This is a genomic window from Acidisphaera sp. L21, from assembly GCF_009765685.1.
GTDB lineage: Bacteria > Pseudomonadota > Alphaproteobacteria > Acetobacterales > Acetobacteraceae > LMUY01.
On sequence record NZ_LMUY01000075.1, the window covers coordinates 20153 to 31609 of the forward strand.

The 11457-nt window shown below is 65.2% G+C and carries 13 protein-coding genes and 1 pseudogene; 5 read left to right on the plus strand and 9 right to left on the minus strand.

Translation table 11 applies throughout. The features are described 5' to 3' along the window. Positions 1–36 precede the first annotated feature (36 nt). Both GSQ76_RS14875 and GSQ76_RS14880 read right to left on the minus strand, forming a co-directional pair. A complete protein-coding gene (locus GSQ76_RS14875) occupies positions 37–1482 on the minus strand; it encodes a CHAD domain-containing protein (RefSeq protein ID WP_158744698.1) in 1446 nt (481 codons plus the stop codon). 4 nt (positions 1483–1486) lie between these two features. After that, a complete protein-coding gene (locus GSQ76_RS14880; protein WP_254070418.1) occupies positions 1487–2038 on the minus strand; it encodes a histidine phosphatase family protein in 552 nt (183 codons plus the stop codon). A gap of 74 nt (positions 2039–2112) precedes the next feature. Here GSQ76_RS14880 and GSQ76_RS14885 point away from each other — a divergent pair, with 74 nt between their 5' ends. The 5 genes from GSQ76_RS14885 (at position 2113) to GSQ76_RS14905 (ending at position 7143) form a co-directional block, all read left to right on the plus strand. After that, positions 2113–3675, plus strand: a complete 1563-nt coding sequence (locus GSQ76_RS14885) for a cryptochrome/photolyase family protein (RefSeq protein WP_158744699.1) — start codon at positions 2113–2115, stop codon at positions 3673–3675. A 62-nt stretch (positions 3676–3737) separates the two neighbouring features. Continuing rightward, positions 3738–4607, plus strand: coding sequence for a D-amino-acid transaminase (locus GSQ76_RS14890; protein WP_158744700.1), 870 nt, complete (start codon positions 3738–3740; stop codon positions 4605–4607). A gap of 133 nt (positions 4608–4740) precedes the next feature. Then, positions 4741–5043 (plus strand): RNA chaperone Hfq, encoded by a 303-nt coding sequence (gene hfq / locus GSQ76_RS14895; protein WP_158744701.1) that lies wholly within the window; start codon positions 4741–4743, stop codon positions 5041–5043. Then, on the plus strand, positions 5024–6316 hold the full coding sequence (gene hflX / locus GSQ76_RS14900; RefSeq protein ID WP_158744843.1) for a GTPase HflX: 1293 nt from the start codon (positions 5024–5026) through the stop codon (positions 6314–6316). The genes hfq and hflX overlap by 20 nt, the downstream gene beginning before the upstream one ends. Beyond that, complete coding sequence (locus GSQ76_RS14905) at positions 6313–7143, plus strand: inositol monophosphatase family protein (RefSeq protein WP_158744702.1); 831 nt, start codon at positions 6313–6315, stop codon at positions 7141–7143. The genes hflX and GSQ76_RS14905 overlap by 4 nt, the downstream gene beginning before the upstream one ends. Here the strand turns inward: GSQ76_RS14905 and arsH are convergent. The 7 genes and pseudogenes from arsH to GSQ76_RS14935 all read right to left on the minus strand — a co-directional run. Next, the gene (arsH, locus tag GSQ76_RS14910) at positions 7140–7811 is read right to left on the minus strand and encodes an arsenical resistance protein ArsH (RefSeq protein WP_158744703.1); all 672 of its coding nucleotides are present in this window, start codon (positions 7809–7811) and stop codon (positions 7140–7142) included. The genes GSQ76_RS14905 and arsH overlap by 4 nt on opposite strands. 1 nt (position 7812) lies before the next feature. Then, complete coding sequence (arsC, locus tag GSQ76_RS14915) at positions 7813–8175, minus strand: arsenate reductase (glutaredoxin) (protein ID WP_158744704.1); 363 nt, start codon at positions 8173–8175, stop codon at positions 7813–7815. Between the two features lie 12 nt (positions 8176–8187). After that, entirely contained in the window at positions 8188–8520 is a 333-nt protein-coding gene (locus GSQ76_RS14920) for a helix-turn-helix transcriptional regulator (RefSeq protein WP_158744705.1), read from the minus strand. A 43-nt stretch (positions 8521–8563) separates the two neighbouring features. Further along, positions 8564–9436, minus strand: coding sequence for a PhzF family phenazine biosynthesis protein (locus tag GSQ76_RS14925; RefSeq protein ID WP_158744706.1), 873 nt, complete (start codon positions 9434–9436; stop codon positions 8564–8566). After that, positions 9433–10221 carry a nucleoside triphosphate pyrophosphohydrolase gene (mazG, locus tag GSQ76_RS14930; protein WP_174247358.1) on the minus strand — a complete coding sequence of 263 codons (789 nt, stop codon included), beginning with the start codon at positions 10219–10221 and terminating at the stop codon, positions 9433–9435. The genes GSQ76_RS14925 and mazG overlap by 4 nt, the downstream gene beginning before the upstream one ends. A gap of 3 nt (positions 10222–10224) precedes the next feature. Beyond that, positions 10225–10638 (minus strand): annotated as a pseudogene (locus tag GSQ76_RS31825) (GNAT family N-acetyltransferase); the annotation flags it as partial. Continuing rightward, the coding region (locus tag GSQ76_RS14935) for an isocitrate/isopropylmalate family dehydrogenase (protein WP_254070419.1) at positions 10638–11457 on the minus strand (820 nt) is incomplete at its 5' end. The pseudogene GSQ76_RS31825 and the gene GSQ76_RS14935, both read right to left, overlap by 1 nt.

The following is an 11457-nucleotide window of genomic DNA, read 5'->3' on the forward strand; positions in this document are numbered from 1 at the left end:
ACTTGCAAGCATGGCGGCGTTGGCGCGCCAAATTCATTACCAGAATGGTCGGGCGAGTCGAAGCCGTTTCCAACTCTCGGCAATGTCATCACGCGCATCGGCCGCATGGGCGGCGGCGAAGCCCTGCACGGCGCCGGTGGCAAACTGCCGGTCCGGCCCACCGCGCAGCGCTTGCATCAGCCCGGCCACCGCACCGCCATCGTTCAGGTGGCCCAACACTTCCTGCAGGTCGGAGACCCGTCGCAGGAACCGCTTGGTTTTCCGCTCTCCATACAGAGGTGCGAAGAACTCGGCCGTGTAGCGCAGCCGTTTACCTTCCTTGCGGATCTCGTGCAGTGCCTCGATCGGCAGTTCGCGGATATCGGCACCGGCGCTGAGCATGTGGTCGTGACGCCGCGTCAGCGTGTTGGCGGCGAAGGCAGCGGCGTCATCCTCCAGTTTGGCCGCCCGATCCTCATCCGCGATCTGCATCCAGGGGCGCAGGGCCGCGAGTTGGACAAGACCTACGACAAGCTGCCGAAACTCGGCCGAGGCAAATTCCTTGCGCAGGGCCGCATAGGCCGCGTCCCGCCGTTTCGCAGCGGCGGCCAGCAGGGCGGTGATCCGCGTCTCGCCCGGCATGGCGGCGGCGATCTGGTGGCCCGTCCCTTCCAGGAACACATCCCAATCGCGTGCCGCACCCAGGGTTTGTGCCAAAGCGCGGAGTGGATCCTTGATCGCCGTCACCTCCGGCGCATCGGCAACCCGGCGAAATATCGACAGCGCCGATCGCAGCCGCCGGATCGCGACGCGCATCGCGTGCACCGGCTCGGCCGAAACCCCGGCTGCAGCGCCGGCCACCTCCGCCAGCGCCGCGTCGGTCAGATGGCCGATCACCAGTGCGATCGCGTCGGACAGGATCATCCCCGCCGGCACTTGCGGCCCGCCACTGCGCCGGGCTAGCGGGGGCACACCCCGCGCAAGCGCCACTGCCTCCGCCGCGAGGGAAGCCATCGGGACGTTGATGGCCACCGTCTGCGCCCATTTCGTGCTCAGCGCCTGGAGCACCGCCGCCGGCCCTTCGGCGATGACACGGCAGACCGGGCGCTCCTGCGCCACCCCGCGTAGGGCGCCGTTGAGGATGGTCAGCGTAGCCGGCTCGTCCGGCGTCAATTGGATCACTCGGCGTTCGCCACGAAATCCGGCGATCGGCATCAGCGGGCTAGTCAGGGGGGCGAATGCCGCGGGGTCAGCCGCCTCGCGCAACAGCGGTGCCGGCGTGGCGGGGGACCAGATCTGCCCGGTGCGCGGGCACATCTGTTCCAGTCGCCACATTGTCTTGGTCTGGCAAAGGCTCACCTGGTCTGCGGCCAACTCGCCCTCGGCGGTATCGTGCCAGATCCATTCGATGCTGCCACCGCGGCCGCTGCGGCGGCCCACGCCGCTTTCCCGCAGCAGGCGCGGTAGATCGGATGATGCAAGGCAAAATTCGAGGGCCGGCATGATCCTAGACGGCGACTTCCGTCAGGTCGCTCGGCACCAGGAACCGTGTCAGACGCGCTCCAGTTTCGCCCAGCTCACGCCAGGGAACGGCGACCGAGAACTCGGACAGGGCGCCGGATGGGTAGCCGCCCGCCAGGCGCTGGACGTGTTTGTCGGTGGTTGCGGCGTGCGCGCCAGCCAGCATCAGTGCCAATTCGTGCAGGCCGGGGTTGTGCCCGACCAGCAGCACGCAGCGCGTCGAGGCAGGGATGTGCCGCAGCGCATCCAGCAGATCGCCCTTGGGGGCGAGGTATAGCGCGTCCATCGGCTCGATCCGGGGCGGCATGGCCCAAGGGTCCAGCGCAGCCAGCGTCTGCAGCGTGCGGCGCGCAGAGGATACCAAAATAAGCTCGGGAGTCAGGCCCAATCGCTTGATTTCGGCTGCCATCGCACTTGCCGCGTGCTTGCCGCGCATGTTGATCGGCCGGGCGTGATCCGACAGTTGCGGATCGTCCCAGGATGACTTGGCGTGTCGCAGGAGGAGGAGCTGGCGCATGTACGGACCGGATGATGGCACGCCCCGAACGCCTTGTCGCCACCGCCACCGCTGCCAAATGCGGGGCCCGGAGGAAACAACGCCATGTGGGACGGATGACAAAGCGCCAATCGAAGCCGCAGGGCACGCTTCGCGTCGTATTGGGCGACCAATGCAGCGCCACCCTATCCGCCTTGGCAGACTTGGACCCGGCCATCGACACAGTGCTGATGGCGGAGGTGCGGGCGGAATGCACCTATGTCCGGCATCACCAGACCAAGATCGTGTTGGTGCTGTCCGCGATGCGCCACTTCGCCCGGGCGTTGCGTGCCCGCGGCGTTACCGTCGAGTACATCACGCTGGACGACCCGGCCAACACCCACTCGCTGCGCGGCGAGTTGGTCCGCGCCGTCGCCCGAATTCATCCCCGCCAAATCGTCATTACGGAATGCGGCGAATGGCGGTTGGCCAAGGACATGGAGGACTGGCACGACCTGACCGGGCTGGAGGTCGACATCCGGCCCGACACGCGGTTCTTGTGCAGCATCAGGGACTTCCGCACCTGGGCGCGTGGCAAGAACAATTTTCGGATGGAGTTTTTTTATCGCGAGATGCGTCGCCGCCACGGCGTGCTGATGGATGGCGATGGCCCAGTGGAAGGCCGCTGGAACTTCGACGCCGAGAACCGCAAGCGGCTGCCCAAGGAGGTGCACGCGCCAGCCCCGCCAGCCTTTCCGCCCGACACGATCACGACCGAGATCATTGCAATGGTGAGAGCGCGATTCGGCGATCATTTCGGCACTTGCGACGGCTTTTCCCTGCCGGTCACCGCAGCAGATGCCCATAAGGCGATGGCCGACTTCATAACCCATCGCCTGCCGCAATTCGGCGACTGGCAGGACGCCATGAAAACTGGCGAGCCCACGCTGTTTCACGCGCTGGTATCGACGTCCATCAACTGCGGTCTGCTCACGCCCATCGAGGTGATTACGGCAGCGGAGGCGGCCTTCCGAGCCGGCACCGTCGCATTGAACGGCGCCGAAGGGTTCATCCGCCAGATTCTCGGCTGGCGGGAGTTCGTGCGTGGCATCTACTGGCTGCGTATGCCCGAATATGGCCAACTCAACGCATTGGAAGCAACGCGTAAGCTGCCGCAGTTCTACTGGGATGCGAGCACCAGGATGAACTGCCTCCACCAAGCCATTAGCGACACCAGGGAGCACGCCTACGCCCACCACATCCAACGCCTGATGATCACCGGGAATTTCGCCCTACTGGCCGGGCTGGACCCGGTGGAGGTCGATGAGTGGTATCTCATCGTCTATGCCGACGCCTATGAGTGGGTGGAGATGCCCAACACCCGCGGCATGGCGCTGTTCGCCGATGGCGGCATCATGGGCTCGAAGCCGTACGCTGCCTCCGGCGCCTACATCAACCGAATGAGCGACTATTGCGGGTCCTGTCATTACGACGTGAAGGATGCGGCCGGTGAGCGCGGGTGTCCGTTCAACGCGTTGTATTGGGATTTCATCGCCCGCCACGCCGCCCGCCTTGGCGGCAACATCCGAATGGCGATGCCCCTGCGCAACATGGAACGAATGCCGCCAGAACGCCTGGCGCAAATTCGCACCCGCGCCGATTCGCTGCTGGCGATGCTGGATGCCGGGCAGGCGATCTAGCCGGCTTCACGATCACCCAACGCCGGGCCTACATAGCCATCCACAGTCGGAGTCGCTGTCGCATGAGCCGAATCGCATACGTCAACGGCCAGTACCTGCCCCAGTCCGAGGCCAGCGTGAACGTGGAGGACCGGGGCTACCAGTTGGCGGATGGCGTCTACGAGGTCCTTTACATGAAGGACGGCCGGTTCCTGGACGAGGACCTGCACATGAAGCGGTTGGAGCGCTCGCTTGGCGAGATCCGCATCACGCCGCCAATGGGCCGCGCCGCCATGCTGCGGGTCATCCGCGAAGTGACCGAGCGCAACCGCCTGCGCGACGGGTTGATCTACATGCAGGTCACCCGCGGGGTTGCGCGGCGCGACCACGCCTTTCCCGCCAGGCCGGTGCCAGCCGCCATGGTCATCACCTGCCGCCGCACGCCGCCCTATCCGAAAAGCGCGGAGGCCTTCGCCGGGTCCGCCATCTCCGTCCCGGATCTGCGCTGGGCCCGTTGCGATATCAAATCCACGGCCCTGCTGCCGAATGTGCTGGCCAAGCAAGCCGCGCGGGAGGCCGGAGCCTATGAGGCGATCCTCATCGACCGCGACGGCGCGGTCAGCGAGGGCTCGTCCACCACCGTATGGGTCGTCGACGCCAACGGGGTGTTGCGTACACGCGAACTCAGCCACGCCATCCTGCCGGGCTGCACTCGCGCCTCCCTGCTGGAGCAGATGGCGGATGCTGGAATCGCAAGCGAGGAGCGGGCGGTTACCGAAGCGGAACTGCGTTCAGCACAGGAGGTCTTCCTCACCAGCGCCACATCTTTCGTCAAACCGATCACAAAGATCGACGGCGCACCGGTCGGAGATGGCAAGGTGGGGCCGATCACACGTCGCTTATTTGAGTTATTCGCGCAACACGCGAAAGGTGGCTCGAATATCCGGGCCTAAATTAACAAATGTGATACTTGCGTTGCGGTGCAATATGACTAAATTCGGATTGCGCGACCGGGACCTGCGTGCCCGGTTCGGTGTCAAAACGCTTAGACTGGACTAAAACAACAACAATACAAGGAATGGCATTATGGCCACTGAAAAGTCACAGAATGTTCAGGACGTGTTCCTGAACCATGTGCGCAAGAGCAAGGCCCCGGTCACCGTGTTCCTGGTGAATGGCGTCAAGCTGCAGGGCATCATTACCTGGTTCGACAACTTCTCAGTGCTTCTGCGCCGCGACGGGCACACCCAGCTTGTCTACAAGCACGCGATCAGCACCGTGATGCCAGGCGCTCCGATCCAGCTATTCGATGCGACCAAGGCCGAGGCAGGGGCTCCCACCTCCACCGCCATGGCGCGGGAGATGATGCCTGCCGACGCAACCATCTGACGTCACGGCCCGCCCAACGCGGGCGGCCGTTATCCTACCATGGGAGCGGCCAGAACGGGCCGACGCCCATCGCGCGGCAGAGGCCCGGCTCGCGGAAGCGGTCGGGCTTGCTGCTTCCATCGGCCTTGTGGTCGTTCACACCGCGATCCTGCCTTTGCGCACCCGCCGATCCTCCAGCCTGTTGGGCGAGGGGCAGGTTGCCATGCAGGGCGACGCCATGCGCGCGGAAGAGGTGACGGTCGCGATCGTCGACGCCGCACTATCGCCGGTGCAGCAACGCAATCTGGAGCGTGACTGGGGCTGCAAGGTCATCGACCGCACCGGGCTGATCCTGGATATCTTCGGAGAGCGCGCGCGAACCCGTGAAGGCTCGCTGCAGGTCGAACTTGCCCATCTGGACTACCAGCGCAGTCGGCTCGTCCGGTCCTGGACCCACTTGGAACGGCAACGCGGCGGGTTCGGCTTCCTCGGTGGCCCCGGTGAGACGCAGATCGAGGCGGATCGGCGGCTGATAACCGACCGAATCGTTCGGCTGAAGAAGGATCTGGAGCAGGTGCGGCGTACTCGCGGCCTGCATCGCAGCGCCCGAACCCGGGTGCCGTTCCCCGTCGTGGCGTTGGTCGGCTACACAAACGCTGGTAAATCCACCCTGTTCAATGAACTGACGGGGGCAACGGTCCACGCCCAGGACCAGCTCTTCGCCACGCTCGACCCCACGATGCGCGGCCTGCGTCTCGCCTCGGGCCGCCGGGCAATCCTGTCGGACACGGTGGGCTTTATCAGTGAGTTGCCGACCGAACTTGTCGCCGCCTTTCGCGCAACACTGGAGGAAGTCGCGGAGGCAGACGTGATCCTGCACGTGCGCGACGTCGCCCACCCGGACACCACCGCCCAACGCATCGACGTGATCGCCGTGTTGGAAGGTATGGAGAAGGAGGGCACCATCGACATGGATTGGCGCAGCCGCACGATCGAGGTTCTGAACAAGGCCGACCTGCTGGGTGGCGTCGCCAACGTGCCGCCTCGGGGCGATGCCGTGCCGATCTCCGCAGTCACCGGGGAGGGCGTGCCCGCCCTGCTGGCTGCGATCGACGCCCGGATCGCCGCGGGGATGGAGCAGGCCGAGTACGACATCGCCCCCGATGACGGCGCAAGCATCGCCTGGCTGTATCAGCATGGCGAAGTACTGGAGCGCGCGGATGGCGACGAGTGGGTCCACGTGCGCGTGCGGCTGCTGCCCGCCGACCGCGCCCGGTTCGAGCATCGGTCATGACAATCGACGACACCAATTGGGGCGAGGTCGTGCAGTTGCTGCGTGCGGCGGCGCGGGCGGAGATCATGCCCAGGTTTCGCAAATTGGCGCCCGGCATGGTGCGGGAGAAATCCAGCCCGTCCGATCTGGTGACCGAGGCGGATGAGGCGGCGGAGGCCTTCATCGTCAGCGGCCTGCACCGTATGTTCCCTGGCTGCCTGGTGGTGGGCGAGGAGGCCTGCGCCGCCGACCCCACGTTGGTCGCCCGGCTCGGCAGTGCCGAACTCGCCTTTGTCGTCGACCCGATCGATGGCACGTCCAACTACGTCGCCGGCCTGCCACTGTTTGGGGTGATGGCTGCGGCCGTGGTGAACGGCCATGTGGTCGCCGGCGCCATTCACGACCCAGTGGGCGATGACACCGCCCTGGCGGTGCGCGGTGGTGGGGCCTGGATGGTGATGCCCGGCAGCGAGCCGGTGCGGCTGTTCGTTGCCGACCCGGTGCCGCCGAACAAGATGGCCGGCTGCGTATCCTGGCGCTTCATGAAGGAGCCGCTGCGGGGCACGGTTGTGCGCAATATGGTCGGGCTAGGCGGTGTATGTGACTACCGCTGCGCCGCCCACGAATACCGCATGTTGGCCGCCGGGCATTGCGAGTATCTGGTGTTCAACCGCCTGATGCCCTGGGATCATCTTCCCGGCTGGTTGCTGCACCAGGAAGCCGGTGGCTTCTCCGCCCATTTCGACGGCTCACCCTTGGCAGCCAGCGACACCGATGGCGGGCTGATCTGCACGCCGGACCGCGCCAGTTTCGACGCGATTTCGGCGACATTGTTCGCGCCGGGCTAGCCGCCTGCCGCCTTGCGCTCGCTGTAGCGGCTGGTGAAATGTTCGGTATGGTCGCGGGTGAGCAGGGTGAACTTCACCAACTCCTCCATCACGTCTACCACCCGGTCATACAGCGGCGACGGCCGCATCCGCCCGGCTGCATCGAACTCGTCATAGGCCTTGGGAATGGAAGACTGATTGGGGATCGTGATCATCCGCATCCACCGGCCCAGGATGCGGAGTTGGTTGACGGCGTTGAACGATTGCGACCCGCCGGATACTTGCATCACCGCAAGTGTTCGGCCTTGAGTTGGTCGCACACCCTGTTGCTCCAGCGGAAGCCAATCGATCTGATTCTTGAACACGGCGGTGATAGCGCCGTGCCGTTCCGGGCTGCACCAAACCTGACCTTCCGACCATAGCGACGCATCACGCAGTGCCAAGACCTGAGGATGATCGGGCGGCACGGAGTCGACGATCGGCAGGTCGTGCGGGTGGAAGATCCGTGTCTCCGCCCCCAGGCGCTGCAAGATTCGGTCCGCCTCCAGCGTCAGCAGATGGCTGTAGGAGCGTTCGCGCAGCGATCCATAGAGCAGCAAAATCCGTGGCTTATGAGTGGATGATCCAGTCGGCTGCGGCCCAGGGGTTTGGAAACGGGCGTCTACGATGTTGGGTAGGACCAGATCCATCTCAGCCCACCACTGGCGGGAGGATATCGCGCACCAGAGCCGCCGGCCGGCACAACTTTACCCCGAGCGGCGAGACGACGAGCGGCCGGTTGATCAGGATCGGGTGCGCCATCATCGCGTCCAGCAATGCCGCATCGGGTATGGAGGGATCGCCCAACCCCAACTCCCCATATGGCGTGCCCTTTTCCCGCAGCAGATCACGCACCGTCATCTGTGAGCGCGCCAGCAAGTGCACCAACAAGACCCGGGTGGGCGGAGTTCTAAGGTATTCAACGACATGCGGCTCGATCCCCGACTCGCGGATCAGCCCCAGCGCCGTGCGCGACGTGCCACAGGCGGGGTTGTGGTAGATGATGACGTCCATGAGCGTCTCCGGTCAGCAGCAGGGGGTGAGCGCGTCAACCAGCGGCGCGCAGAGTTCGGCGCGGCCGGCGCAGCAATCGCTGACCAGGAAGACCATCATGTCTCGCATTCGACCGAGTTCCACCCGGTAGACGATCGATCTGCTATTGCGCTGCGCCACCACCAGCCCGGCGCGCGCCAGGATGGCGAGATGGGCGGACATGGTGTTCTGCGGCACCGCCAATTCGCGCGCGATGTCACCAGCCGCCAGGCCATCCGGCTCGTGCCGCACGAGCAACCGCACTGTTTCCAGCCGCGTGCGTTGTGCAAGGGCGGCCATGACAGCGATCGTGTCGTCAAGATCCATATATCCAGATTAACGGATATATATGTGGTTTGGCTAGCCCAAATCAGATGTGCAGCAGTCCCTGCATCATCTTCACGCAGCTTCCACCAACATGGGCGCTAGTCACCACGCTGCCCTGTTTGATGGTCCGGGTCAGCAGGGTGCTCGGCCGGCCCATGTCGCGACCCTGTTCGATGCGCAAAACTCTCTCACCGTCCGGCCCTAGGTCGCCCAACAACGCGGCGGTGGTGACGGTAGCGCTGCCGGTCGCTGGGTCTTCCCCGATGCCGCCGAGCGGGGCGAACATGCGGGCATGCAGATCGAACCCATTTCCACCATCATGCGTGTAGAGATAGATGCCGCGCGCCTTCGCCTCGGCATAGGCTGCAACATCGGGCTTTGCCCGGCGCAGCACTTCGCGCGACGCGACCTCCACCAGCAGAAATGGTGTGCCAACGGTGGCGAAGACCGGTTCGTGCGTGTCGGTGACGATCTCCGTCGCTGCAAGCGACAGGCACGACGCTGCCAGCGCAATGGGAACCATCTGCAGCCGCTGTAGCGGTTGCGGCGCGGTCAGTTCGGCACCGACGACCTTGCCGCCTTCGCGCAGGATTTCCACCGGCACCAGGCCAGCCGCTTCTTCGAACAGCACGCGTGGCGCGCCATTGCCCTCGGTCGCGAGCACGAACGCGGTGCCGACATTCGGGTGCCCGGCGAACGGCAACTCACCGCCGGGGGTGAAGATGCGAACATGCGCGGTGTGCGCCGGATCCTTCGGCGGCAAAACGAACGTGGTTTCGGAATACCCAAACTCCCGCGTGATCGACAGCATGAGAGCATCGTCCAGCCCCAATGCGTCCAGCACGACGGCCAGGGGGTTGCCGCCAAATGCTTGGTCGGTGAACACGTCAACGGTGATGTAGCGGCGCTCGGTCATTGATTTTCCTGCTTCTTGACGGCCTGCCAAGCCGCTTCCATCGCGGTCAGCCCGGCTTCCTCGGGCGTTTGGCCTTGGGCTGCCAGCATCGCCTCCACGCCCTCGAACCGCCGGGTGAACTTGGCGTTCGCGGCCTGGAGGCACGTTTCCGGGTTCAGGTTCAACTTGCGCGCGAGGTTTGCCAGGACGAACAGCATATCGCCGACCTCATCCTGCAGCCTGGCCGGGTCAGCGCCGGGCAATTCGGCGCGCAACTCCGCGGTCTCCTCCGCCAACTTATCCAACACGGCGCCAGCATCCGGCCAATCGAATCCTACCCGGGCGGCGCGTGACGTCAGTTTTGCGGCACGGGTCAGCGCGGGCAGGGCGACAGGCACTCCCGCCAGCGCACCACCCTGCTTGCGTGCTGCCCGTTCGGCGGATTTGCCGGCTTCCCAGGCGCCCGGCGCCAGGTCCTTGCCGTCAAACACATGCGGATGGCGGCGGATCATCTTGTCGGCGATGCCGCGGGCGATGTCGGCGAAGGCGAAACGGCCTTCCTCCTCCGCCATCCGCGCATGGTAGACGACCTGGAACAGCAGATCGCCCAATTCGTCGGGCAGGTCGCCCCAGTCGCGCCGTGCGATGGCGTCGGCTACTTCGTAGGCTTCTTCAATGGTGTAGGGCGCGATGCTGTCAAAATCCTGCACCTTGTCCCAAGGGCATCCATCTCCAGCGCGCAGCCGTGCCATCACGTTCAGCAGGCGCCGCAACTCGGCCTCGGGAGGGACGATCGGTTTCGCCATGTCCACGATGAAGAATCCCTCCATCCGCGGATGCGGGCGGCGACCCGTTTCACGATACCCCCGCTTGGCATAGATCGCCTGATTTTTTGTCATCAATTGGTGAGTGTATAGGCGGATCTCCGCCATGCCCCAGGATGACGCCAGCCGCTCCGCCATATCCAGCAACCTCCGACCCAGCCCGGCGCCATGTTTCTCGGGCCGCACCGCGACGCTGAAGATGAGCGCGTGATTCGAATGTCGTTCGATCACCAGCGTGGCGTCCTCGCCGAGTAGCCAAACCTGGCCGGCCGCAATGCGCGGTATGTAGTCTTCGTTCGCGGGCAGTGGCAGGCCGCCCAGCAGCGGCAGGTAGTCAACATAGGCGGCGAGGTTGATCGCTTCTACCAGAGCCAGGTCGGCGGGTCCGGCCTGCCGCATCACGTATTGGCGCCCCGGATCGCTTCACACACGGCGCGCGTCACCTCCACGGTGGTCGCCTTGCCGCCCAGGTCGGGCGTCAGCAACCCGGTGGCGCACACCTGCTCCACCGCCGCCATCAGCCGCGTCGCTGCCTGGGGCTCGCCCAGGTGCTCCAGCATCATCGCCGCCGTCCAGAAGCTGGCGACCGGGTTGGCGATGCCCTTGCCGGTGATGTCGAACGCCGAGCCATGGATCGGCTCGAACATCGAGGGATAGCGGCGCTGCGGGTCCACGTTCCCGGTTGGCGCGATGCCCAGAGAGCCCGCCAGCGCGGCCGCGAGATCGCTCAGGATATCCGCATGCAGGTTGGTGGCGACGACCGTATCGATCGTGCGCGGCTTGTTCACCATGCGCATCGTCATCGCGTCGACCAGTTCCTTGTCCCAGGTCACGTCCGGAAAATCGGCGGCGACCAGGGCAGCGATTTCATCCCAGAACACCATGCCGTAGCGTTGTGCGTTGGATTTGGTCACTACCGTCAGGTGCTTGCGCGGGCGCGCCTGAGCGGATTGGAAGGCAAACCGCATGATCCGCTCCACGCCCACGCGGGTGAAGATCGCGACCTCGGTGGCTACTTCCTCCGGCAGGCCGCGATGGGCGCGGCCACCATGCCCGGCATACTCGCCCTCGCTATTCTCCCGCACGATCAGCCAGTCCAGATCGCCCGGCCCGGCGTTGCGCAGCGGGGAGGTAACGCCGGGTAGGATGCGCGTCGGGCGGACGTTGGCATATTGGTCGAACCCCTGGCAGATCGGCAGTCGGAGGCCCCATAGCGTG